A 25452-nucleotide genomic window follows, 5' to 3' on the forward strand; every position below is an offset into this window, starting at 1 on the left:
ACCCACGAGGGAGGCCACATGCGCGTCAGCGTGCTCGGGCAGCTGACCGTCACCGGGGACGGCGACGTTCCGCTGCCGGCCGGCGAACTGCCCCGGCGGGCCCGGCAGGTGCTCGCCGTCCTGGCCGCCCGGCACGACCGGATCCAGTCCAAGGACGCGCTCGCCGACTCGGTGTGGGGCGACGACCTGCCCGGCAACCATGTGGCAGCGCTGGAGCACTACGTATCGGTGATCCGCCGGCGGCTGCAACCGGAGGGCTCCGCGGCGACCTGGTTCATCGTCACCCGCAGCGGCGGCTACCTCTTCGACACCGGGCGGGCCGGGCTGGACCTGGCCGACCTGCGCGCTCTGATCCGGCGGCTGGACGCGCTCACCCCGGGCGGCCCGGAGCGCCTGGCGGTGCACGCGGACATCCTCGCCCTGGCCCGGCAGTTGCCGTTCCCGGAGGACCCGTACGCCGAATGGGCCGAACCGGTGCGCACCGAAGTGCAGGTCGCCGCCGTGAACGCGCTGCTCAAGCATGCCGAGGCGGCCCTGCCCGGTGATCCGGCCCGGTCGCTGCGCCTGGCCCAGGAGGCGATCGACCTCAACCCGTTCCTGGAGTCGGCGCACCGGGCGGCGATGACCGCGGCGATCGCGATGGGCCGGCAGGACGACGCGCTGCGCATCTTCGAACGCTGCCGGCACGTCCTCGACGAGGAACTCGGGGTGGCGCCGTCGGCCGAACTGGTCCGGATGCAGCGCGAGGTGGTCGCGGTCCGGGCAGCGCCGGTCGATCCGCCGCCCGCGCCGCGCCCGGCGCCGAAACCCGCGCCGGTCCACGAACGGTTCCTGGGCCGGGTCACCGAACTGCGGGTGCTGCTGGAACCCGACCCGCTGCCGGTCGTGCACATCGTCGGCCCGTCCGGCTCGGGCAAGTCGGCGTTCCTGGCCGAACTGAGCCGGCACGCGCCCGGACGGGTCGGCATCGGGCACGGCTCGTCGTCGGTCGGGGTGCTGCGGCACGCCTGGCTGCGGGCCGCCCTCACCGATCTCGGCGCGCCCGCCGACGTGCTGGCCAGGCTGGACACGATCGGCCCCGACCAGCCGCTGCTGCGCTCCGACCTGGAGCTGATCGGCACCGCGCTGACCGGCCCGGAACCCGTCTTCCTGGCCGTCGACGACGCCGCCGACCTGGACGCGGCAAGCGTCGCCGAACTCTCCTGGCTCGGCCGGCACTGCCCGGACCTGCGGATCGTGCTCACCTACTGCTACCCGTCGGAGATCGCCGACCGGCCGCTGTCCGGGCTGGGCACCCCGGTCGTGCTCCGCCTCGAACCGCTCACCGCCACCGACCTGACCGGCATCGGCGACGACGACCTGGTGGAACGCACCGGCGGCATCCCCGCGCTGGTCGGCGCCGCGCTCCGGCCCACCGCGGTGACACACGCGGTGGCCATGCAGATCGCCCGGCAGCGCACCCGCTGGATGCCCGATCCGTCGTGGGAGATCCTGCGGCTGTGCGCGGTCCTCGGCCCCCTGAGCGTAGGCGACATATCCACTCTGACCGGTTATCCGCTGCCGGAGGTCCTCGCCTGCGTCGACCACCTCGTGCACGCGCACCTGCTCACCGAGGACGACGACGGCCGCGTACGGCATCGCAGCTCACTGACCGCCGCGGCGGTCTCCGGCCAGGTCTCCGCCGCCTCCGCCCGCTACCTGCGCCGCCGCCTCACCGCCGACGCGTGATGTCGGCTGTCTCGCGCCTCCGGAGACAGCCGTGACAACCAGCCAGAAAGATCAACACCATGCGGGGTACGGTCGTCGCGCCCCGCCGGCCCGAAAGAGGCGTCGTCGCGCGGCCGCTCATCACCCCGACAGCCCACGAGTCCCGAACAACCCGTGTGTTTGGTTCGGCCGTCATACGCACCCCAACCCAACACACCCGAAAGCCACCCGCTGCGTGTCGGGTTCGGCGGCAGTGCTGTCCGGCTGGTCGTCAGTGCTGTCTCGCGCACCGACACAGCACTGACGACCAGCGGGCGAACCCCGGCTGGCGCTCATGGCTGTCTCCGGGCGCGCGAGTCAGCCATGAGGACCAGCCGCACACAGGTCAGTTGGTGACGGTCACCGGGATGGCGAGCATCTGGGCGCCCGTGGACGTGACCAGGCTGATCGTGCGGACGGCGCCGGGGGTCGGGCCGGTGACGCGGATGCTGAACGCGCCCGTCCCGTCGACGGTTACCGGGGTGTTGATGACCCGGCCGGTGAGGGTCGAGCCCAGCACCGCGGTGACCCGCTGCCCGGCGAGCAGATCGCTGGCGCCGGAGATGCGCCACTCGTTGTTGCCGGTGCGGTACCGGACGGCCGGCCCGGTGAGCGCCTCCGCCTGCGGCCGGACCGTCACCTGGTCGGTGTGCGAGCCGGCCTGGTTGGTGGCGGTCAGCTCCAGGACCACCGGGTTGTTGCCGTACGTGTAGGCGGCGTTCGGCCCGGGCATCGCCGGCAGGGTCAGCGCCGGGAAGGTGAAGCTCGGTCTCGCCGCGGTGGTGCTGCTCAGGGAGACGGCGGGGCCGGACACCTGACGCCACGAGTACGTGTCGGCGCCGGTCGAGGCGGTCCCGTCCAGGGTGACCGCACGGCCGCGGATCACGGTCTGGTCCGGGCCGGCGTTCGCGGTGGCGGGGGCGGCCCCGGCGACCGGCACGGTGACCGTGACCGGCACGCCCGCGCCGCTCGGGCCGGCCACCAGCAGCTGGAACGTGTAGTCGCCGGCGGCCGGTGGGACGAACGTGGCGACCGCTGTGGACGCGCCGCCCAGGGCCACCGCCGGGCCACCGGTCTGGGTCCAGGTGTAGGAGTCGATCGCGCCGGTCGAGCCGGAACCCTCCAGCCGGACCGTCTGCCCGGCCACGGCGCCGGCCGTCGCGGTCGCCGACGCCACCGGCAGGTCCGGCAGGAACGCCGCGCCGGCGCCGGTCAGCGGGACGGTCGCCGAGCCACCGCCGGACGAGGTGACGGTGATCGTCGCGGGCGGGGCGGTGACTCCGGTGAACGGGCCGTCGATCGGCCCGAAACCGGTGACCGCGAGCCGCGGCGGGGTCGCGTCGGCGTCGCTGGACACGGCGGCGACGGTCAGGGTGCGGGCGTCGGCGTCGTAGCGGGCGTCGGTGACCCGTACGACGTCGGCCAGCTTGCGGGTCTTCCGCGCGACCGGCCGGTCCCCGGCGTTCACCACCTCGATGGTCGCGCCGCCGGCGGGCATCGGGCGGGTCACCGGGAACCTGCCGTAGTACCGGCCGCCGTCGCCGCGCAGCCGGGTGGCCCGGAATCCGAGCGCCTCGCTGCCGGTCACCTCGATCGACTGGCCGGGCTCGCTGTCGGCGAACACCTCGACGACGCCGGTGCCGTCCGCGCCGACGGTGTACGTGGCCTGGTGGATGTCGACGCCGGCGTTGGTGGCGTACCGGCCCTGCACACTGAACAGCTCGGTGTATCCGACCTGCCCGAGCACCGTGCCGCCCGGGTCGAGCCGCTCGATCCGGACGAAGTTGGTGCCGTACGGGCTGCCGACCACCTGGTGATCGACGCCCGGGTCACCGACGTAACCGGCGGGCGCGGCCGGGCCGACTGCCGGGTCCCACTTGAGGAACGGGCCGACCCGGCTGCTCAGCGCCTGCCCGAACGCGCCGGCCGTGGTGCCGATGTCCTCGGTCATCCGCACGCCCCGGTCGTCGGCGGTGAGGTCGTCCACGCCGTACGGGTGGGTGATCCGGTACCGCTCGCCGGCGGGCGCGTCGAACCGGATCCGGATCCGGCCGAACACCATCTGGTCGCCCTCGCGGACCTCCTCGGCGGCCCAGGCACCCTCCAGGTCCATGCCGATGGTGGCGGCGGCGCCGGTGCTCAGGGTCAGTTCGGCGCCGGCGAGCTGGTAGAAGAACTCGCCCGGGAAGTTGCCGGGGTACGAGATCGGCTCGTCCGGGTTCGGCACCTCGTCGGGCAGTGTGGAGCAGAGCGGGTCGTCGAGTGTCGTGCAGGCTTCCAGGCGCAGCCCGTTGCTGTCCCGGTACCACGCGGGGAAGCCGTGTTCGGCGAGCGGGCCGGCCTGGGTGAGGCTGCCTTTACGTTCGCCCGTGGTCACCACCACGGCGGCGGCGGTGCCGGCTATCGGCGCGATCACCGCCACGGTCACCCCCGCGGTGACCGCGAGACGCCCCAGTCTTCTCTTCATCGCCACTCCACGGTTCTCCGGCGAACCCCCGGCCGGCCGGGGGTTTCAGTCGGGGCACCCTGCCGGGGCGACCGTTGGTCCGCCTGAATCGACCTGGAACCAGGCTTAGTTTTCGCTGAGAAGGAGGTGTGAACTCGCGGGCGAAAGCCGCCGGAGGCGGGGTTCACGGCTGATGCGGTTGTGGGATAGGTGGCACGTACCTCCGCCGGGGTTGCCGAAGGCCCGCCCACCGCAAGCGATGAACGGGCCTCTCGTCAGGCGCGGGGCTCTACTTGAGCGCGCCCTCCATGATGCCGCGGACCAGCTGGCGCCCACCGAGGAGCAGCAGCAGGAGCAGCGGGACCGTGGCGACGAACGCGCCGGCCAGCACCCGGCGGAAGATCACGAAGTTGCCGCTGGCCAGGTCGGACAGGGCGACCATCGAGGTCGGGAACTCGGTGCCGCCGAGGGTGATCAGCGGCCACTGGAACTCGTTCCAGGTCGCCACGAAGGTGAGCAGGCCGAGGACCGCCAGGGCGGGGCGGACGGCGGGCAGGATGATGCTCCAGTACACGCGCATCGTCGAGGCGCCGTCGATCCGGGACGCCTCGACCAGCTCGCCGGGGACCGCGTGGTCGATGAACTGGCGCATGTAGAAGACACCGAACGCGGTGACCAGGCCGGGCGCGATGACCGCGAGCAGCGTCCCGTTCCAGCCGATCTTGCCCATCACGATGTACAGCGCCACCACGCCGAGCTGGTTGGGCACGGTCAGCGTCAGGATGACGATGAACATCAGGACGTTGTTGCCCTTGAACCGCAGCTTGGCGAAGGCGAACCCGGCCAGCGAGCAGAAGAACAGCGTCGAAGCGGTGACCACGATCGCCACGATGAGGCTGTTGATCAGCGAGGCGGCGAAGTACACGTTCTGAAGCGTGAACACCTCACGCAGGTTGACCATGAACTGGTCGCCGGGGATCAGCACCGGCGGGTAGGTCGCCAGAGCCGTGTCGTCGCTGGTCGCGATGACGAACATCCAGTACAGCGGGAAGGCCGAGACGAACAGCACCACGGCCAGGCCGAGGTAGGTCTTCCAGGAGCCACGGGTGTCCTGCGGCGCGCGGGACGTCAGGGTGCTCACCGGCCACCTCCGAAACGCTTGGTGAGCAGGGCGTTGAACGCTGCCACGACGAGGATGATGAGGAACAGCGCCCAGGACATCGCGGCCGCGTAGGCCAGGTTGCCGTTACGCCAGCCGACCTGATAGATGAGCTGCGCGATGGTCTGCCACTGCCCGTCCGAGCCACCGCTGGCCAGCGCCGGGTTCTCGTCGAAGAGCATCGGCTCGTTGAACAGCTGGAGACCACCGATGGTGGAGAGCACCACGGTGAAGAGGACCACCGGCTGGATCATCGGCACGGTGATCTGCCACAGCTGCCGCTGCGGGCCGGCGCCGTCGACCGCCGCGGCCTCGTAGACGTCCTTCGGGATGGCCTGCATCGCCGACAGGTAGAGCAGCGCGTTGTAGCCGATCCACTTCCAGTTCACCATCGTCGCGATGGCGATCCAGGAGCTCCACTTCTCGGCCCGCCAGTTCAGCGGCTCCTCGACCCCGAACCCGACCAGCGAGAGGAACCAGTTCGCCATACCGCTGTCGCGCTGGAAGAACATCGCGAAGAGCAGCGTGGAGGCGGCGACCGGGGTGACGTACGGCAGGAGGACGGCGACCCGCCAGAACGTGTTGCCCCGCAGCTTGTGGTTGAGCAGGTTGGCGATGATCAGCGCCAGCACGAGCTGCGGAACGGTGGAGAGGATGAAGATGCCGAACGTGTTCCCCAGCGCGTTCCAGAAGTCACTGTCGGAGAACAGCTTGGTGTAGTTCTCGAAGCCGGCCCAGCCCGTCTTGTCGGGCTCGTCCAGCCGCCAGTAGCGCAGCGACACCACGGCGTTGTAGATGAGCGGGAACAGCCCGAAGATCGCGAAGATGACGAAGAACGGCGCGATCAACAGGTACGGGACCGTCTTGGTGTCGAAGCGGTGCCACCACAACTTCGACTTACTGATCGACGCGGACCGCTGCTCCGGCGCGGGCGGCGCCGGGCGGATCTGAGTCAGGGACACGGGGAACTCCTCAGCCGAAGGCGGGGCGACTCACGTCGCCCCGCCTGCAAGACGAATCAGGACGACGCGGCCTTCTGGCCCGCCTCGACGGCCTTCGGCCAGGCCTCGCCCGGCTTGACCTTGCCCTCCTGCACCTGGGTGATGATCTTCTCGACCTCTTCACGGGTCTTGCCGTTCTTCGCGCCGAGGTACTGCGGCTTGAGGCTCTCGGCGGTCTTGGCGAAGATCTGCCCGGTCGGGGCCTCGCTCATGAACGGGTGCTTGAAGTCCAGCACCGCCTGGTCCTTGTAGAGGGCCGGCTGCGACGGCAGGTTGCCGACCGTCTTGAAGACCTCGATCTGCTGCTCCGGCGCGGTCGCGAACTCGATGAACTTGGCAGCGGCCTCGGCGTTCTTGCTCTGCTTCGGGATGCTCCACCACGAGCCGCCCCAGTTGCCGCCGCCACCGGGGATCGCGGCGATGTCCCACTTGCCCTTCTGAGCCGGAGCGGTCTTCTGGATGTGACCCAGCATCCACGCGGGGCAGGCGAGCACGGCGAACTTGTCAGCCGTGAAGCCCTGGTTCCAGTTCGGCTGGAAGCTGAGCAGGTTGGCGGAGATGCCCGCCTCGAGAGCCTTCATGCTGACGTCGAAGGCGACCTTCGGGCCACCCTCCATCTGCAGCTGGTCCTGCTCGTCGTAGAAGCCGACCGGCTGCTGGCCGAGCACCGGGTTGAACAGGTTGGTGCCGGAGTCGATGAACTTCTTGCCGGAGGCCTTGGTGTACTTCTGGCCGGTCGCGATGAACTGGTCCCACGTCGGCCACAGGGCCGAGACCTGGTCGCGCTCGGTCGGCAGGCCGGCCGCCTTGAAGAGGTCGGTGCGGTAGCACATGGCCAGGCCGCCGACGTCGGTGCCCATCCCGATCTGCTTGCCGTCCTTGGTCATCGAGTTCTTCCACTTCCACGGCAGGTAGCGGGACTCGGCGCTGCCCAGGTTGTGGTCGAGCAGGTTGACGAACTGGTCGCCCTGCGCCTTGAACTTGACCATGAAGCCTTCGTCGATCGCCACGACGTCCGGCGCGCCGCTGCCCGCGACCAGCTTCTTCTGCAGGTCCTCGTGGTGCGCGTTGTACTCGGCCGAGTTGATCGAGATCTTGATGTTCGGGTTGGCCTTCTCGAAGCGCTCCTTGAGCATCTTCTCGCCCATGTCACCGAAGATGTTGACCTTCAAGGTGATCTGGCCTTCGCCGCCGCCCGAGTTGCTGTCGTTGCCCGCCAGCTTCTCGCCGCTACATCCGGTTATCGCAAGGGCCGCGGCGAGGCCGGCGGCGGTCACGCCGAGGGCGCGGCGTCCAAAGGTCTGCATGTCATTTCCTCCGCAAGGAGATCCACATCACTGAACCGGGTAAGTTCTGGGAACGGTAAGCCCACCTTTCACGGCTGTCAATAGTTGGTTACGGGAACGCTCCCAGTGCGGGTTAAGCCGGATGAATCGGACTCGTAGACATCGATGGTTTACATCGGGTGCTCAGTCCCGTAACACTTAACCGTTCAAGTCGGGCGTTCAGTGCCTCAGGCGGTCCTCCTGCCTCGCCCAGCGACCGATAAGCTCACCAGCAGTGGGGACAGAGGAGATCGAGTGAAGCGGCCCACGATCGCCGACATCGCACGGCGAGCCGGCGTGTCCAAGGGCGCGGTGTCCTATGCCCTCAACGGGCAGCCGGGTGTCTCCGAGGCGACCCGCAAACGGATCCTCTCCATCGCCCAGGAGATCGGGTTCAACGCCAACAGCGCCGCCCGCGCGCTCTCCGGCGCCCGGGCCCGCGCCGTCGGCCTCACCCTGTCCCGGCCCGCCCGGATCCTCGGCATCGAGCCCTGGTTCATGGGCCTGATCAGCGGTTTCGAGGCCGAGCTCGGCGAGCGGTCGTACGCGCTGACACTCCAGGTGGTGACCTCCCCGGAAGCCGAGGTCGAGGTCTACCGGCGCTGGTGGGGCGAGCGCCGGATCGACGGCGTGATCGTCACCGACACCCGCGAGGACGACATCCGCATCCCGGTCCTCGAGGAGATCCAGCTCCCCGCGATCGTGATCGGCGGGCCCGGCGACACCGGATCCATCCCGCAGATCTGGTCCGACGACGCCGGCGCGATGACCGAAGCCGTGCGCTACCTGGTCGCCCTCGGCCACCACAAGATCGCCCGGGTCAGCGGTGTGCCCGGCCTGCTCCACTCGCAGAACCGGACGAAGGCCTTCGAGGCGGTCTGCGCCTCCCTCGGGCTGGACGACGCGGTCACCATCCCCGCCGACTACACCGGCGAGGAGGGCAGCCGGGCCACCCGGCGGCTGCTCATCGGCGGCGACCGGCCCACCGCGATCATCTACGACAACGACGTGATGGCCGTCGCCGGCCTGGCCGTGGCCCAGGAGATGGGGCTCTCCGTCCCCGGCGATCTGTCCATCGTGGCCTGGGACGACTCACCACTGTGCAGCCTCGTGCACCCGCCGCTCACCGCGCTCAGCCGGGACATCGCGGCCTACGGCGCCCAGGCCGCGCGGGAGCTGCTCAACGCCATCGACGGCAACAAGGTCGGCAACGCCGAGGCGGGCCGGGTGCACCTGACGCCCCGCGGGAGCACCGCGCCGCCCCGTTAACTTCGATGGCTTTCGAGGTACGCCTCGACGCGCTCCGCCGGGCCCGGATGTCCCAGCGCGAACCCCTGGCCGAACCGGCAGCCCGCCCTGCCCGCCGCCTCGATCTGCTCCGCCGTCTCCAGGCCCTTGGCCACCACGTCCAGGCCGAGCCGGCGACCGAGACTGACCACCACCTCGATCACCGACGGACTCGTCATCACCGCCGGGCTCAGCTTCAGCATGTCCACCGGCAGCCGGCGCAGATGCGACAGCGACGTCTGCCCGGCGCCGAAGTCGTCCAGCGCCGCCCGTACCCCCAGCTTCCGCAACCCCGCCAGCGCCGCCACGATCGCCGGCACGTCCTCAGCGATCCACGTCTCCGCCACCTCGACGACCAGCCGCTCCGGGGCCAGACCGTACCGGCGCAGGATCTCCGGCACCTTCTCCGGGAACCGGGCGGTGAGCAGCTCCCGCGGGCCCACGTTCACCGACAGCCAGAAGTCGTCGTCGAGCGTCCAGGACGCCAGGTGACGGCAGGCCCGGTCCAGCACCCACTCGTCGATCTCGGCGGTGATCCCCAGCGCGCCGGCGATCTGCAGCACCTCGGCCGGCGGGATCGTGCCCAGCTCCGGATGCCGCCAGCGCAGCAGCGCCTCCACCCCGGCCGGGCGGCCGTCCGGCAGCCGCGACACCGGCTGGAACGCCAGGTCCAGCTCACCGCGCTCGGCCGCGCCGAGAAGCTGCTGCTCCAGCTCCATCCGGCGATGCAACTGGATCTCCACGTCCGGGTCGTACCACTCGACCCGGTCCCGGCCCAGCTGCCGGGCCCGCTGCCGGGCCAGATCGGCGTGCCGCAGCACCTCGTCGGAATCGGCGCCACCGGCCAGCTCGGCCAGACCCACGCTGGTGTGCACCTCGACGATCAAACCGGGCAGCGGGCACGGCTCCCCCAGGGCCGTGACGATCCGGCTGGCCAGGGCGTATGCCGGAACCGCCGACTCGGCGCTCAGCACCGCGAACTCGTCACCGCCCAGCCGGGCCGCCACGTCGTCGCCGCCGACCAGCCCGCGCAGCCGCCGCGCCACCTCCACCAGCACCGCGTCGCCCACCTCCCGGCCGTGCCGGTCGTTGATCTCGGACAGCCCGTCCAGGTCGATCACCAGCAGGGTGCCGTGCTGACCCGGCCGCCGCCGCAGGTCCAGCAGGTCCCGCATCAGCGCCCGCCGGTTCGCCAGCCCGGTCAGCTGGTCCAGGTAGGAGAGCTGGTCCAGGGTGCGTTCCAGATGCCGCCGGTCCCCGACGTCCCGTACGTGCACCACCAGCGCCGCCACCTCCGGCACCGAACGCTGGTCGGAGATCGTCGACTCGGTCTCACGCCACAGCTCGGCGCCGTCCCGCAACCGGGCGCTGAGCAGCACCGGCGGCCCGCCCGACGGCTCACCCGCCAGCACCGCCCGGATCACCGCCTCCGCGTCGGTCACGTCGTCGGGATGGATCAGCGCACCGAATTCCCGGCCCAGCACCTGCTCGTCACGCAACCCGAAGAGCCGGGCCGCGGCCGGTGACTGCCAGCGCACCACCAGGCGCTCGTCCAGCACCAGGGTCAGGTCGGTGGCGCCGGCGACCAGGGAACGGAAGTGGGCCTCGGCGGTGCGCAGGCGGCCCGCGTACCGGCGGATGTCCCGGACCACCAACAGCTCCCGGACGACGAGCACACTCACCATCACAAGACCGAAAATGATCGCTTCGGTGCCGAACTCGTCGACGGTCAGCAGATGCCAGATCGCGGCGATCACCCCGACCGCGGCCGGGACCGCCAGCAACGGATAACTCGCCAGGTACTGGTCCGGGTGCCGCGGCTCCAGCGGCGGAGGCGGCAGATCCCGGCGCGAGCCGCCGACGGCCGTGGCCGCCAGGCCCGCCAGCACCCCCAGGGCGGCCGGCAGCATGTCCGCCCGCAACGCCAGCATCGTCAGGGACAGCATGGTCAGGACCGATCCGGCGCCACACCAGAGTGCGGGGTACGGCCGGGGCCGCGCCCGCAACACCATCACCGTCACGATCGCGATCCCGCCCGCGGCGATCAGCAACGCCGGCACCGCCGCCGGGCGGGCCGCCACCGCCGGGATCAGATAGATCGCGAAGCCGACGCTCACCCCGAGACCGACCCCGTCGTACGCCCGCCGCAGCCGCGCCGTCCAGTCACGGGCCGCACCCGGCAGCAACGACGTGCCGATCACGAAACAGATCGTGGCCACCGCCAGCCCCGCCGTCAGACCGGGCACCGGATCCGCCGGGAACAGCCACGGCACCAGGCCGGTCGCTCCCGTCGCCAGCGCGCCCAGGCCCACGAACCCGGCGCCCCTGCAGGCGGCGAACGTGCGCTCGGCGTGGTGGATGGCGAGGGCCGCACGGATCAGCAGCACGCCGGCGGCGAGGCCGGCCAGGCCGACCGCCCACGCCAGCGCCACCGGAGCGGGCAGCGCGGCGGTCATCGACGAGTCCTCCGGTTCCGGGGTCTCAGGCTCTGGGCACTCCGTCTTCGCCGGGTCAACGATGCTCCCCGTATCGGGTTACGGCACGGCGTGTCGCCATACACGATCTGTCACGCAGCGATGACGGTCAACTCATCCTGCTCATCGGGTGGCGGTCATCCCGCGTCGTCTTCACCATTCGCCCACTCCCCCTCCCTCCAGGCCGGTCGTGAGCCGTCGGCCCGGTGTCCTACGGCGCTCGGATGCCGGGCGTGAGCGACGGCCGACGCGGTCAGCCGTACGCCAGAACGGTCACCCGCGCCGCGTAACGGGGTTACACAACGGCTCACCCCGCCAGCCGTACCCCAAGGCGGTCACCCGCGCGGCATGACAGGGCTGCACGACGGCTCGCGCGCGCCAGCCGTACCCCAAGACGTTCATCTGCGCGGCATAGCAGGCCTGCACGACGGCTCACGCGCGCCGGCCGTACGCCGAAGCGGTCATTCGCACCGCATAGCAGGGCTGCACGACGGCTCGCGTGCGCCGGCCGTACGTCAAGACGGTCATTTGCGCGGCATGAGAGGGGTGCGCGACGGCTGGTGGGTTCGGTGTCGGGTGCGGCCGGGTGGGAGCGGCGCCTGCGCGGGGCCGCTCCCACCGGCTACGTCGCGCGCGGCGGACGGAATCGGCTCGGCGTACCGCGACGGTGACTTGCTATGCCGGGGAGCGGTTTGCCCGGGTGGGAAGGTGGTTCGGTCAGGTGGGAGGATGGGGTGGTGAGCAGTCGTCCCGTCATTCGCGTCCGTAAGTCCGGCGCTGTCCTGGTCGCCGCGTTGATCGCGTTCGTCGGCACGGTTCCGCTCGCCGGGTCCTCGTGGGCGCTGAGCCCGCTGTTGCTGATCCCGGTCGCCGTCCTGGTGTGGACGTGGCGGGCCGGCACCGACGTCTATCCCGACGAGTTGCGGGTGCGGGCCCTGTTCGGTGGGACCCGGGTGCCGTGGGACCGGATCACCGAGCTGGCCCCCGATGCCCGCGGCCGGGTCTCTGCGCTGCTCGACAACGGCAACATGATCCGGCTGACCGGGGTGAACCGGGACAATCTGCCCCTGGTGCTGCGGGCGAGCGGCCACCCGATCGGATCCGGCTCTGCTTCCGGCGTGGAAACGACTCCCCCGGTCGAGCAGCCGGATGTCGCGGCGTCGGATATCTCTGCCGATGAGCCGGTCGCCGCCGACATCCGGTCGGTTACGGGCGGGCCGATCGCCACGAACACGCCGTCGGACGCGAGCGAGCCTGTCGCCGTCGGCGCCACGTCGGCCGTCGGTGGACCAATCGCTACGGACACCCCGTCGGACGCGAGCGAGCCGGCCGCCGTCGGCGCCACGTCGGCCGTCGGTGACGCGACCGCCACGGATGCCCTGCCGGACGAGGAGGGACCCCACGCCGCCGGTGACCGGCCGGATGCGGGCCGGGCGCGCCGTTCAGCCTGAGGTCTCCGCTGGTGAGGGCCTCGCGAGGGCGGCGGAGGCGGGCGCCCCGGCCGGCCCGGGGTGTGCCGATGTTCCGGATGCAACCTTGCCCACCGGCTGCTGAGGCGTTCTTGTCAGACCACGCGGCTACCCTGGTCGGCATGATTGAAGGGGGTGGGTCGGCCGTGCGATTGCGCCGGAGCCGTGCCGTGGCCGCGTGTTCCGTGGCGGTGCTTGCGCTGACCGCGGGGTGCAGCTTCGGGCCACCCGGCCCGGACCAGGCCGGATCCCCGCCCAACCTGCCCCGTCCGTCGATCGCGCCCACCGCCGGCGGTGACGAGAGCGAGCGTCAGGCCGCCGTCACCGTGCTGGCGGGCAAGCTCGAGGTCCCGTGGGGCGTCGCCTTCCTGCCGGACGGCGGGGCGGTGGTCACCGAGCGCGACACCGCCCGCATCCTGAAGGTCGGCCCCGAGTCGACGTCCTCCGGGCTCAAGGTGACCGAGCTGAAGCGGCTCAACGAGGTGCGTGCCTCCGGTGACGGCGGCCTGCTGGGCATCGCCGTCTCGCCCGGTTACAAGACCGACCGCACGCTCTATGTCTACTACTCGACCGAGCAGGACAACCGGATCGGCAAGCTGGCCGGTGACGCCGCTCTGCAGCCCATTCTGACCGGCATCCCGCGGTCCGCCGAGCACAACGGCGGGGCGCTGGCGTTCGGGCCGGACGGTTTCCTTTACGCCGGCACCGGTGACGGCACTCCCGCCGGCGCGCAGGCGCAGAACGCGAAGAGTCTGGGCGGCAAGATCCTGCGGATCACCACGGCCGGCAAGCCGGCGCCGGGCAACCCGGTCGCGACGTCGCCGGTCTGGTCCTCCGGGCATCGCAACGTGCAGGGCATCACGTGGGACACGAGCAAGCGGATGTTCGCGACCGACCGCGGGCAGCCCCGCAACGCCGAGCTGAACGTGATTCAGAAGGGCAAGAACTACGGCTGGCCCAAGGTGGACGGCAACGGCGCCGATCCGAAGCTGACCGATCCGCTGGTGACCTGGCCGGCGGACGCCTCGTCGTGCGCCGGGGTCGGCGCTCTGGAGACGCTGGTCGCCACCGCGTGCGTGACCGGCAAGCGGCTCAAGCTGCTCAACGTCACCGGCAACGGCACGGTTCTCGGCAGCCCGCAGGAGTTGTTGACCGACGAGTTCGGCCGGTTGCGTGGCCTGGCCGCGGCGCCGGACGGCTCGTTCTGGGTGACCACCTCCAACCGGGAGGACGCGGGCACGCCCGCCCCCGAGGACGACCGCATCATCCGGCTGGTCTTCTCCGACGGCGGCGCCGGCCGGAGTTGACGGCGATGACTGTTTCGGCCGGACCGGGATCGGGCAGGTGAGGCCCCGATGAAGCGAGATCGCCCCTGGTGGCTGCGCACGATGGGTTCCGTCGCCGAGGTGGCCGGCCGGGTGTTCCGGCACCGGTGGACCCGCCGGATCCGGGTGGCCTCCGCGGTCGCGCTGGCCGGTGTCGCCGGCGCGGTGGTCGCGGTGATGTTGTTCGCCCGCGCCGACCTGAACGTCGGCCCGTTCAGCGCCGAGATGTCGGTGGTCCCGTCGGTGGAGGGCGGCACCGAGATCGACATCCCGCCGCTGGGTTCGCTGCACCTGGACAGTCATCGGGGCCCGGTCCATCTGCGGGTCGCGCTCGGCTCGCTGGATCAGAGCCGCACCGAGGCCTTGATCGACAACCCCTCCTCGATCAGTACGGCAGGCGACCGGGCCATCGACGAGGTGGTCTCCGGGGTGTCCCGGCTCGCGTTGCGCACCCTGGGCCTGGCCGTTCTCGGCGGGCTGATCCTCGGCGCGCTGGTCTTCCGGGACATGCGCCGGACGGCGGCGGCCGGAATGACCGCGCTGCTGGTGACCGGCGGTGGTTTCGGCCTGGCCGCGGCCACCTGGCGGCCCGACTCGATCAGTGAGCCGCGCTATGAGGGCCTGCTGGTCAACGCGCCGGCGGTGGTCGGTGACGCGCGGCGGATCGCCGACAATTACGGGCGTTACTCGGAGCAGTTGCAGGCCATCCTCGGCAACGTGAGCCGGGTCTATTCTACGATCTCGGCGCTGCCGGTCTACGAGCCGGCCGGCAACACGACCCGGCTGCTGCACGTCTCCGACCTGCATCTGAACCCGTCGTCGTGGGGCCTGATCCGGACCGTGGTGGAGACCTTCGACATCGACGCGGTGATCGACACCGGGGACATCGTCGACTGGGGCAGCAGCGCCGAGACGTCGTACCTGGCGTCCATCCCGTCGATCCAGGTGCCCTACATCTATGTGCGGGGCAACCACGACTCGCCCGCCATCCAGGCCGCGGTGGAAGCGCAGAGCAACGCGATCGTGCTGGACGACGGCCTGACCGAGATCGACGGCCTGACCATCGCGGGGATCGGCGACCCGCAGTTCACCCCGGACAAGAGCGAGGGCAACGTGGCGACGGGCGACGACGCCGGCCCGGAGCTGCTGACCGCTTCCGGCGAGCGGCTGGCCTCGACGATCCGGAACTCGGGCAAGAAGGTGGACATCGCGCTGGTGCACGACCCGGCGATGGCGCAGCCGCTCTCCGGGGTGGTGCCACTGGTGCTCTCCGGCCACCAGCATGCCCGCTCGGTGACGGTGCTGCCGGCGCCGGCACCGGTCACCCCCGACCCGTCGGCGTCGGCGACTCCGGCGCCCGCCCCGTCGGCGACCGCGACCACGCCGATCACGACCCGGATCATGGTGGAGGGTTCCACCGGCGGCGCCGGGCTGCGTGGCCTGGAGGACGAGGAGCCGACCCCGTTGAGCCTGTCGGTGCTGTATTTCGACGAGAAGAACGACTTGAAGGCGTACGACGACATCCGGCTCGGTGGCACCGGCGAGTCGAACGTGGAGATGCAGCGCAACGTGATCGGCCTGGAGCCGGACGCCACCCCGACCCCGAGCGTGCAGCCCTCCCAATGACGGGCGGTCTCAGGGCAGTTTTCGCAGCTCCAGCGTGAGGGTGCCGGTGTCCAGGCCGTCCGGGTCGATCTCGGCGGTGTAGGTGCCGGCCGACGAGCTGAAACCCAGCGTCACTGTGGCGGTCCCGCGGTCGAGGATGCCGTCGACGACGTCCAGGCCGCTCGGTGCCCGTACCCGCAACCGGGTTTGATCCGTCGTGGTGAGGGTGCCGCGGCGGGCGACGAGGTGGAACTGCTCGCCCTCGGCGGCCCGGAAGGTGACGTAGGCGCGTTCGCCGGGCCGGCCGATCGTGATCGGAACGGGCTTGCCGGGGGTGAGCGCGGCGCCGACCGTGCCGACGAGCTGGACCGTCAGGGTGCCGGTGTGGAGCGTGTCCGGGTTGATCTCGACGGTGTGGCGGCCGGTCGTCGTGACGTCGAAGTCGAGGGTGCGGTGGTCGCTGTCGTAGCCCACCGCGCCTGCCGTGGCCACGTCGCCGGCGGGGCCGCGTACCTCGAGGTGGGTGTATTCGTCCTTGGGCAGGGTGCCGCGCCGCGCGACCAGGGTGAGCCGCCTGCCGGCGGTCGCGGGGAAGGTCAGGAAGGCCCGTTCGCCCGGGCGCCCGATGGTGATCCGGTGGGACTGTCCGCCGACGGTCAGGTCGCCGGTGGTGGCCCCGGCCAGATGGAGCATCAGGGTGCCGCGGTCCTCGGCGCGGGGCGTGACCCGGACGGTGTAGCCGCCGGTTCTCGGGGCGGTGAAGTCGACGCTCACGTCGGACCAGGTGGTAATCAGGGTTCCCTCGGCGACTGCGGTGCCGTCGCGCTGGATCACCAGGTCGGTGTTGTCGGTGGCGGTCAGGGTGCGGCGTTCGGCCAGCACGGTGAGCCGCTGCCCGGCGGTGGCGTCGAAGCGTACGACCCCGGGGCCGCGGGTGAGATCGAGCAGCACGCCCGGCCCGCCGGTGGTGAGCGGGTTCCCGGGCGGGGGCGCGGCCAGGGTCGCAGCGGCGAGGACGGTCACCGCGAAGGTAGCTGCCATTGCGGCAGAATATGACAAATCAACCAGGGCGCTCGGGAGATCAGGCGGCTTGCCGGGAAAGCGGGGCGACGAGACGGTGCAAGATCAACTATGGTCGCGGGATCACATCGACTCACGAGGATGGTTCATGAGCGACCGAGGGCTGGTGCCCGCACGTCCACCGCGCGCCTGGGAACTGGGCACACTCGCACTACTGCTGGCCGCTGGTGGGACCGGCGCCCTGAGCACCCTGCTCTTCGCCGCCCAGATGGTGATCGCCTACCAGCTGATCACCGATGAGGCGGTGCTGGCCGGACCGGTGAGCTGGTACGTCGACTACGAGCTGCCCATCGCCGCCCTGAACCTGCTGTTCCTCCTCGGCTGCCTGATCGGTCTCGCGATCTGGCGCAGGCGCACCCGCGCGGTGACCGAGGGCTTCACCCCCGATCCGGCGAGCCTGGCCCAGCACTGGACGCTGACGGTGTGGAACGTGGCGTTCGCCGTCTCGTACCTGATCCGCTTCGTCCTGTCGCCCCGCACCGTCGACAGCATCGAGACGCTCCGGCGGGTCGTGGAGGTCAGCGCGATTCAGAACGCGATCCGCGTCGCCGGGATCGCGGTGCTCATCGCCGGCATCCTGATCATCAGAGGCCGGGTGCGGCAGGCGTACGCCGCGTCGGGTGTGTGGGAGTTGGGCCGGAGCAGCCGTTCGAGCGGCGGGTTATTCCAGCCGGTGGCGCCGGCCACGGTGCCGCTCCTGCCTGGTCCGCCCACCCGCGAGACGCCCGCTCGCACGGCCGGCGAGACACCCGCCCGCACGGCCGGCGAGACACCCGCTCGCACGGACGACGAGACACCCGCCGCCACGGACAGGGTGACGGAAGAGCAGAAGTGACGGCGAGCGCCCGGCCGGCCGGGGACGGCGGGACCGGGCGCTCACCCGTACGACCGAAAAGGGTCAGGAAGCGCCGAGGCGGGAGAGGATGAGCTCGCGGACGGTCTTGGCGTCCGCCTGGCCCCGCGTGGTCTTCATGACCGCGCCCACCAGGGCGCCGGCGGCAGCCACCTTGCCGTCGCGGATCTTCGCGGCGATGTCCGGGTTGGCGGCGATCGCCTCGTCGACGGCGGCGGTGAGCGCGCCCGTGTCGTTGACCACCTCGAGACCGCGGGCGGCCATCACCGCGGCCGGGTCGCCCTCGCCCGCGACGACACCCTCCAGCACGGTCCGGGCCAGCTTGTCGTTGAGCTTGCCCTCGTCGACCAGCTTCTGCAGGGCCGCGACCTGGGCCGGGGTCGCGCCGACCGCGGACAGCTCGATGTCCTGCTCGTTGGCGCGGCGGGCCAGCTCGCCCATCCACCACTTGCGGGCGCCGGCCGGGGACGCGCCCGCGGCGATGGTCTCCTCGATCAGCTCGACGGCGCCGGCGTTGGCCACCGACTGCATGTCGACGGCGGAGATGCCCCACTCCTCGCGGAGCCGGGCCCGCTTGATGCTCGGCTTCTCCGGAAGCGATTCACGAAGCGAAGCGACCCACGCCGGGTCCGGGGCGATCGGGACCAGGTCGGGCTCGGGGAAGTAGCGGTAGTCGGTGGCGGTCTCCTTGGAGCGGCCGGGCCGGGTGTCGCCGGTGGTCTCCTGGAAGTGCCGGGTCTCCTGGAAGATCTTGACGCCCTCGTCGAGCAGCCCGGCCTGCCGGATGATCTCGGAACGGACGGCGCGCTCGACGGACCGGAGCGAGTTCACGTTCTTCGTCTCGGTCCGGGTGCCCCACTCCTCGCCCGGCTTGTTCAGCGAGGTGTTCACGTCACAGCGCATCGAACCCTGCTCCATCCGCACGTCCGAGACGCCGAGGGAACGGATGATGTCGCGCAGCTCGGCGACGTAGGCCTTGGCGACCTCGGGGGCCAGGTCACCGAGGCCGGCGACCGGCTTGGTGACGATCTCCACGAGCGGGATGCCGGCCCGGTTGTAGTCGACGAGCGACTCGGTGGCGCCGTGGATGCGGCCGGTCGCGCCACCGACGTGCAGGGTCTTGCCGGTGTCCTCCTCGAGGTGCACCCGCTCGATCTCGACCCGGTACGTCCTGCCGCCGACCTCGACGTCGACGAAGCCGTCGACGCAGAGGGGCTCGTCGTACTGCGAGGTCTGGAAGTTCTTCGGCATGTCGGGGTAGAAGTAGTTCTTCCGGGCCATCCGGCACCACTCTGCGATGTCGCAGTTCAGCGCCAGGCCGATCCGGATGGTGGCCTCGATGCCGGCCCGGTTCGCCACCGGGAGGGCGCCGGGCAGGGCCAGGCAGACCGGGCAGACCTGCGTGTTCGGCTCGGCGCCGAAGTCGGTCTTGCAGCCGCAGAACATCTTGGTCTGGGTGCCCAGCTCGACGTGCGTCTCCAGGCCGATCACCGGCTCGTAACGGCTGGTGGCGTCTTCGTAGGACGGCAGCGCGATGGTCGTCATGTGGATGCGGCTCCGGCTCTGGGACGTCGTTACGGTCAACCGACAAGCCTAGTCGGCCACTATGGCGCGCCGTCGCCGGGTTTACGAGCGTTCCACCGTCAAATGATCACAGCCTCTTGTCGAGATGAGGAACATCGACAATGATGACTTAGCGTGCGCGATGAACCACATGCGGTGACTTCCTGGTCGCCATCGAGCTGGGCCGCGCTGGTCGGGAGCGGCGTCCGCCACACCTATCCGCCGGGCCGGCACATCCTGCGCCAGGGCGACGAGGGCAGCTGGGTGGTCGCGCTCGTCAAAGGACGCGCACGGGTGGTCTACCACGCCCCCTCCGGATCGGAGATCCTTCTGGCGATCCGCGGTCCCGGTGATCTGCTCGGCGAGTTCGGTCACGGAGACCGCGAGCCCCGGTCCGCTTCGGTGATCGCCCTGGAACCCTGCCTGGGCAGTCTCGTCACGGACAGTCGCTTCTCCGACTGGATCGCCACCCACCAGAATCACCGCCAACTTGACCGGTACGTCCTGGCCAAGACCCGGGAAGCCGCCCGGGTCACCTGGCAGCTGACCCGGTGCCGCCCCGCACAACGCCTCGCCGCCCTTCTCGTCGCCGTCGTCGGCGCGGACCGGCCTCAGCCGCCGGGGCCGCCGACCGTGCCCATGTCACAGGAGGAGATCGCACGTGGTCTCGGCCTGGCACGCAGCTCTATCACTCCGGTCCTCGCCGATTGGAAGCGCCGGGGCGTCGTGTCCATCACCCGATCGCAGATGACGGTCCTCGACCTCGAAGCGCTCCAGCGTGAGCTGTGACCGCCGCCGCTTTACCCGCGCCGCGTCCAAATCTGGACAATGCCCGCGCCCTCCGCCGCAAAGGATCGGACCTGTTCGATACAGCCCGCGTCACTGGGAGGATCCGATGCCGGAGTACAACCCCGAGGAAGCCGCCGATCTGCCCGACCTGACGGCGATCATGGTGGTCGACGTCGAGAAGTTCAGTCGCCACGACGATCTCCAGCAGGACCATCTGGCCCAGCTGATCCCCGAGGTGCTCGAGGACGCCTGTCAGCGATCCGGACTCGAGGAGCTGTGGGAACAGAGGATGTTCCCCGACAGCACCGGAGACGGCTTCATCATCGGGTTCGCGCCCCGATTCCTGCCGCACGTGATCGACAGGTACTTCGCCGCCCTGCAGGAGGAGCTGGCATCCAGGGCCGGCCGCCTGCGATCACGGGGCATGCGCTTCCGGATGCGCCTGAGCGTGAACCTCGGGCCCGCGCGAGTGCTGGCGAACGTCGACTCACCGGTCGGATCGGCCATGATCACCACGCATCGGGTGGTGGACGCGGGCGCGCTGCGGGCCCTGCTGGAACACTCCGACCCCGACGTGACGATGCTCGCGGTCGCGCTGTCGGAACGCGTCATGGCGGATGTCGTCGTACCCGGTCACAGCAGGCGGCTGAAAGCCTCACAGTTTGCCGCATGCCCGCTCCGGATCAGTGGCAAGGACTTCGAGGCGACAGCCTTCCTCCACGTGCCGGCGCCCTCCGGGGACCTCCTCCAGCGGGGACTGATCGGGGTGCTCCCCACGGAGCCGGTGGACGTTCCCCCTGCCCGCTCCGACAAGGGGAAGAAGCCGGTCGCGGGCGGCGCCACCCCGATACGGGTCAGCGGGCACGGCAACGTCACGGCAGGACGGGACGTCGATCAATCCACACACACCACCACCGTCCACGGCGATCAATACCAGGCGAACCGCAACATGACCGTCCGGAGGGAGGGCCGGTGATGGACACCGACACGGCGCCGTTGCCCGACGGCCCGCCCGACCTGGACGCGGACACCGATATCGGCACCTACCAGGAGGTGGGGACCTATTCGCCGGTGCATGCGGGCCGTGATGTGGATCAGAGCCGGCACTCCGTGCACGTGGGGCGCGACCAATACGTCGACAGCACCGTGATCATCCAGCAGGTGACCGCGACGGTCACCTCGATCCTGAAGAAGCGTCATACCACTGCCGAGACCCTCGCTGAACAGCTTCGCCGGTATCGAGCGCCGGACGGGTTGCACGACATGGCGTCGCGCCTGGCGACCGGCCGGGTGCTGGTGTTGCTCTGCCCGGCGGACGTACGCCGCTGCGGCCAACGCGCGGCAGCCGCCTACCTGGTACATCGCATCAACGAAAGCGTCCCGTCCGGTGAGGTCCTGGATTTCCAGGAGTTCGGAGACGAGGAGATGGAGTTGGAGGAGACCGCCCGCAGCGCCGCCGACGTCGCGCTCTACTTCGACTTCGCCGCCCAGGGCAGCAACTCGGCAACCGCCGACCGGCTACGGCAGCTGAGCGTGCTGGAGCCGGAACTCGCCGCAGCCGGTTGCATCGCGATCATGGCGATCTCGGACGATCACGCCGATGAAGCACACAAGCGTTTCCCGGGACGGGTTCACACACTGAGACGGACCCCGCCGGAGACGGTGTTCCGCGCTCATGCGAGCCGCCTGCCACCCGCCATGATCGATGACCTGGTCACCGATGAGCGGATCACGAGAAAGCTCGGCGATGCCTGGCCACCTGACGCCACTCGATTGGCGAAACTGGCGGTCCAAGCGCATGCCGGCGGCATCACCGACGTCGACGGCATCATCGGCCACATCGAAGGCGCATTGTCGAGTTGGCATGAACTGGCTCGGCAGCAGTTGCACAAGCACCTTCCCGGACCCACCCGGGCGCTCCTTCTGGCGACGGCACTGCTGGAGGGCTCCGAGCCGCTGACCATCGTGGCGGCACGTGACCTCCTGCTTCAGGCGAGCCGATATCCGGTCGACCGGGTCAACGTGCTCGAAAGCACCGATGTCGTCACCGAGTTGCAGTCGATCGGCGATCTCCTCGAGTCCGGCACCACTCGGTTCACGCGCGCGGGATTCGGGGCGGCTCTGCTGAAGCTGGCATGGCGCGAATATCCCGGGCTGCAGCCTGTACTGCTCAACTGGATCGATCGCCTTCCGCCGATCGTCATGGGGCAGTCCGCGAACGATCTCGACGGCTTGACCCGCAGTGTGGTCGCGCTGGCGGCACACGACGGCAGTGGGCAGATCGCGGTGCAGGTCGCCCAGCGATGGACCAGCGTCTCTCCTCGGTCCCATTCCGCCCGGCGCGGGGCCACGGTGCTGGTGCTGAGGGATGCCTGCCTACACCCGCGCATCGGTCACGACATGCGCCGCCGCATGTACGGGAAGTCCTATTACCGGAGTCAATCTCCGCGATTTCGTGCCGCATTGGCCGAGGCCATCGGCTGGTTCGACGTCTCCCATCAGGCCGCGGCGATGACGCGCCTCAAGCATCTCGCGCGGGGGCCCGAGGAGGAAGTGACGACAGCGGTGGAGCAGGCGGTGATCCGCCTGGCCGCAGAGATGGATCTCGCACAGCTTCTGCGGTATCTGACCGAGTGGTTCTCCGACGAGGATCCCCGCCGCGCCGAGGTGGCAGCGGGGGCCGCTGCTCGCGCGATGGCCACACCGGACGCGTTCCGAGCACGGTCCGGGTCCGCCGCCGACAGTGTCGCCTTCTGGCGGAAGTCGATGGACTGTCTGCCGTCGGAGACGGTGGCCGGCCTCGTCCGATCTCTGCTCCGGTTCGCCGGCGCCTGCCCGGATGAACGGGATACGGGTATCCAGATTCTGTGCGACGCGGCGGGGACGGATCTCCGCCGGATCGGTCAGCTCTTCTACGCCACCCGCCCGGCGGATCAGGAACCCGGTGTCGACGATCCGCTGAACGACCTGTTCCAGCGGGTTCGCATACGGCTCGACGAAATGCTGCCCACCACCGGGGACGGCGAAGAGGAGGACCACTGAATGATGCGCTGGTGGCAACGCGCAATGGATGACACCGCGGAGCGTCCGGGTGATCCGGTCGACGCCGTGCCGGTTGCGGCCCCGACACCCAATCTCGTCATCCGCCCGGCCAGCCGGGACGACCATTTCCCGTTCGAGGTTCATCTGGTGGTGCGCTATGGGATGGAGGACGGTGTCGCCGTACGCGATCCGTTCCTCATCGCCCAGGCCGGCATCGATCGCCGGGTCCGCCGGATAGCCCGTCAGTATCCGATCACCGAGGCCAAGCGGGTCCGCCGGGAGCTCGAGGTCGCCCTGAACACCGAGGACGAGGTCGAATCCACCGGAGTGGTCGCCTGGGCCGGTTGTCTCGGGGTCTACGCCGCCACCCAGCACATCGAGGTGATCCGGCGGTACGAGGAGCTTCGCCGGTCGGAGACCCTGCGGGTGTGGGAACGTGAGACGGAGGAGGCGGAGATCGCCTACCTGAGCCGGATGATCGACGATCCGGCGAAGGCCACGGCATGGTGGTTCCGGCAGAATCCGGAGGCGGTTCGTCAGCTTCCGGAGATCGCACGCACCTTCCAGGAACTGCGCGCGGATCTGACGGGCCACCGCCAGGAGGTGCGGGAGAGCAACGGCGACAGCTGGGACGAGATCTTCGCGGAGTTCGAGCGCCGGGCGGAACCGTCCGCCCGCTACCTTCTCGAGCATCAGCTTCACCGCATCTTCACCGAGCACAAGCTGGGGGATCTCGCCGATCGGGCCCGGCTGATCGACGGCAACGCGGCCCCGGACGGGAGGGGTCAATAAAGATCGATCTCGGTGTACGGTGCGCGAATGCGTCACACCCTCGCCGTCGCCGCGCTCGCCACGACGGTTCTCACCACCGCCTGCACGTCGTCTCCGCCGGCGCCCGCGCCGTCCGCCCCCACCGCGGCCCCCAGCACGCCCGGCACCGATGACGGCGTCTGGGCGGCCGGCCGGTCCACACCGGTCGCCGACCCGCTCTACCCGGAGAAGGGCAACGCCGGGCTGGACGTCCTGCACTACGGCCTGGAGCTGGACTGGAAACCGTCGGCCAAGGTGCTGACCGGGGTGGCGACACTGCGGATCCGGCCGGTCGTGGACGCGCCGCGGATCACGCTGGACTTCACCGGGCTCACCGTCGACAGGGTCACCGTCGACGGGAAGCCGGCCACCGGGACCGTCGAGAAGACGAAGCTGGTCGTGCCCGCCCCGGTCGTCGCGGAGCGGCCGGTGACCCTGACCGTGGCGTACCACGGCACGCCGAAGCAGGTGGCGATGCCGTCGCACCGCGGCGACGCGGGTGAGGGCATCGGCATGCGCTCGGACAAGGCCGGCGTGCTGTGGACGATGCAGGAGCCGTGGGGCGCCCTCACCTGGTACCCGGTGAACGAGCACCCGTCCGACGAGGCGCTGTACGACATGGCGGTGACCGTGCCGCCGGGCTGGATGGCGGCGGGGCACGGGACGCCCGGGAGGGTGGAGGGGAACACCTACCACTACAGCAGCGCCGATCCGGTCGCGGCGTACGTGAGCACGCTGGCCGTCGACAGGTACCGCAAGGTCGAGCAGACCGGGCCGCACGGGCTGAAGCTGACCTACTTCGTGCTGCCGAAGACCGACGACGTCTGGTTGCCGGCGCTGCGGAAGTCGCCGGCGATGATCACCTGGCTGGAGCAGCGGCTCGGGCGGTACCCGTACCCCACCGCCGGCGCCCTGATGAACGGCTCGGAATCGGCCATGGAGACCCAGCAGATGCTGAGCATGGGCCGCAGGGCGATCCCCGCGGACGAGATGGACTACTTCGAGCAGGTGCTCGTCCACGAGTACGCCCACCAGTGGTTCGGGAACACGGTCACGCCCCGGACCTGGACCGACCTGTGGCTCAGCGAGGGCTTCGCGACCTACGTCGAGTACCTCTACCAGCAGGACCGGGAGAAGTTCAGCGACGCCGACCTGGAGGAGTACCTGCGACAGGAGGACGCCGAGCTGCGGGCCGCGGTGGGACCGCCCGGCAAGCCGCAGGCGGGCGAGTTCGCCGAGAGCAACGTCTACCTCTGCCCGGCGGCGATGCTGAAGGAACTGCACGACGCGCTCGGCGACGCGAAGTTCTTCGCGCTGGCCACGGCGTGGGCGCAGGAGAACCGCAACACCAATCAGGACCGGGCGGCCTTCATCGCCTTCGTCAACAAGCAGACCGGCAAGGACTTCACCAAGCTGATCGACACCTGGCTGGACTCGCCGAAGACGCCCGCGTGACTCTCGTGGGTGCGGCCGTGGCC

The 25452-nt window shown here is 70.4% G+C and carries 18 protein-coding genes; 11 read left to right on the top strand and 7 right to left on the bottom strand.

The genetic code is table 11. The annotated features are described in order from the left end of the window. Positions 1–18: 18 nt before the first annotated feature. Positions 19–1728 carry an AfsR/SARP family transcriptional regulator gene (locus tag ACZ3II_RS00575; RefSeq protein ID WP_465515492.1) on the top strand — a complete coding sequence of 570 codons (1710 nt, stop codon included), beginning with the start codon at positions 19–21 and terminating at the stop codon, positions 1726–1728. Positions 1729–2092: 364 nt separating this feature from the next. Here ACZ3II_RS00575 and ACZ3II_RS00580 read toward each other — a convergent pair whose 3' ends face one another. From ACZ3II_RS00580 to ACZ3II_RS00595, 4 genes are all read right to left on the bottom strand, one after another. Further along, entirely contained in the window at positions 2093–4213 is a 2121-nt protein-coding gene (locus tag ACZ3II_RS00580; protein WP_465515493.1) for a PKD domain-containing protein, read from the bottom strand. Between the two features lie 268 nt (positions 4214–4481). Further along, a complete protein-coding gene (locus tag ACZ3II_RS00585) occupies positions 4482–5333 on the bottom strand; it encodes a carbohydrate ABC transporter permease (RefSeq protein ID WP_465515494.1) in 852 nt (283 codons plus the stop codon). Beyond that, positions 5330–6313, bottom strand: coding sequence for a carbohydrate ABC transporter permease (locus ACZ3II_RS00590; RefSeq protein ID WP_465515495.1), 984 nt, complete (start codon positions 6311–6313; stop codon positions 5330–5332). The genes ACZ3II_RS00585 and ACZ3II_RS00590 overlap by 4 nt, the downstream gene beginning before the upstream one ends. Before the next feature lie 56 nt (positions 6314–6369). Further along, on the bottom strand, positions 6370–7659 hold the full coding sequence (locus tag ACZ3II_RS00595; RefSeq protein ID WP_465515496.1) for an ABC transporter substrate-binding protein: 1290 nt from the start codon (positions 7657–7659) through the stop codon (positions 6370–6372). 273 nt (positions 7660–7932) lie between these two features. Between ACZ3II_RS00595 and ACZ3II_RS00600 the strand changes: the two genes are divergently transcribed. Continuing rightward, entirely contained in the window at positions 7933–8946 is a 1014-nt protein-coding gene (locus ACZ3II_RS00600; RefSeq protein WP_465515497.1) for a LacI family DNA-binding transcriptional regulator, read from the top strand. Here ACZ3II_RS00600 and ACZ3II_RS00605 read toward each other — a convergent pair. After that, entirely contained in the window at positions 8943–11420 is a 2478-nt protein-coding gene (locus tag ACZ3II_RS00605) for a putative bifunctional diguanylate cyclase/phosphodiesterase (RefSeq protein ID WP_465515498.1), read from the bottom strand. The genes ACZ3II_RS00600 and ACZ3II_RS00605 overlap by 4 nt on opposite strands. A gap of 755 nt (positions 11421–12175) precedes the next feature. Here ACZ3II_RS00605 and ACZ3II_RS00610 point away from each other — a divergent pair. The 3 genes from ACZ3II_RS00610 (at position 12176) to ACZ3II_RS00620 (ending at position 15858) form a co-directional block, all read left to right on the top strand. Continuing rightward, positions 12176–12889, top strand: coding sequence for a PH domain-containing protein (locus tag ACZ3II_RS00610; protein WP_465515499.1), 714 nt, complete (start codon positions 12176–12178; stop codon positions 12887–12889). A 140-nt stretch (positions 12890–13029) separates the two neighbouring features. Further along, positions 13030–14214, top strand: coding sequence for a PQQ-dependent sugar dehydrogenase (locus ACZ3II_RS00615; protein WP_465515500.1), 1185 nt, complete (start codon positions 13030–13032; stop codon positions 14212–14214). 48 nt (positions 14215–14262) lie between these two features. Continuing rightward, positions 14263–15858: a metallophosphoesterase family protein gene (locus ACZ3II_RS00620; protein ID WP_465515501.1), complete on the top strand. Its 1596-nt coding sequence runs from the start codon at positions 14263–14265 to the stop codon at positions 15856–15858. 9 nt (positions 15859–15867) lie between these two features. On the opposite strand, the gene ACZ3II_RS00625 is transcribed toward ACZ3II_RS00620, so the two are convergent. Further along, entirely contained in the window at positions 15868–16878 is a 1011-nt protein-coding gene (locus ACZ3II_RS00625) for a PPC domain-containing protein (protein ID WP_465515502.1), read from the bottom strand. Between the two features lie 127 nt (positions 16879–17005). Between ACZ3II_RS00625 and ACZ3II_RS00630 the strand changes: the two genes are divergently transcribed. After that, on the top strand, positions 17006–17752 hold the full coding sequence (locus ACZ3II_RS00630; protein ID WP_465515503.1) for a hypothetical protein: 747 nt from the start codon (positions 17006–17008) through the stop codon (positions 17750–17752). A gap of 63 nt (positions 17753–17815) precedes the next feature. Here ACZ3II_RS00630 and gatB read toward each other — a convergent pair whose 3' ends face one another. Further along, positions 17816–19315 (bottom strand): Asp-tRNA(Asn)/Glu-tRNA(Gln) amidotransferase subunit GatB, encoded by a 1500-nt coding sequence (gene gatB / locus ACZ3II_RS00635; protein WP_465516570.1) that lies wholly within the window; start codon positions 19313–19315, stop codon positions 17816–17818. A gap of 174 nt (positions 19316–19489) precedes the next feature. Here gatB and ACZ3II_RS00640 point away from each other — a divergent pair, with 174 nt between their 5' ends. The 5 genes from ACZ3II_RS00640 to ACZ3II_RS00660 are packed head-to-tail and all read left to right on the top strand — an operon-like array spanning position 19490 to position 25429. Beyond that, positions 19490–20122: a Crp/Fnr family transcriptional regulator gene (locus ACZ3II_RS00640; protein ID WP_465515504.1), complete on the top strand. Its 633-nt coding sequence runs from the start codon at positions 19490–19492 to the stop codon at positions 20120–20122. Continuing rightward, complete coding sequence (locus ACZ3II_RS00645) at positions 20112–21098, top strand: hypothetical protein (protein WP_465515505.1); 987 nt, start codon at positions 20112–20114, stop codon at positions 21096–21098. The genes ACZ3II_RS00640 and ACZ3II_RS00645 overlap by 11 nt, the downstream gene beginning before the upstream one ends. Continuing rightward, positions 21095–23164, top strand: a complete 2070-nt coding sequence (locus ACZ3II_RS00650) for a hypothetical protein (protein ID WP_465515506.1) — start codon at positions 21095–21097, stop codon at positions 23162–23164. Before ACZ3II_RS00645 ends, ACZ3II_RS00650 begins: the two co-directional genes overlap by 4 nt. A 24-nt stretch (positions 23165–23188) precedes the next feature. Next, positions 23189–23956 (top strand): hypothetical protein, encoded by a 768-nt coding sequence (locus ACZ3II_RS00655; protein WP_465515507.1) that lies wholly within the window; start codon positions 23189–23191, stop codon positions 23954–23956. 27 nt (positions 23957–23983) lie between these two features. Continuing rightward, on the top strand, positions 23984–25429 hold the full coding sequence (locus ACZ3II_RS00660) for a M1 family metallopeptidase (RefSeq protein WP_465515508.1): 1446 nt from the start codon (positions 23984–23986) through the stop codon (positions 25427–25429). Positions 25430–25452 lie beyond the last annotated feature (23 nt).

The sequence above is a fragment of the Actinoplanes sp. NPDC019969 genome (assembly GCF_055562375.1).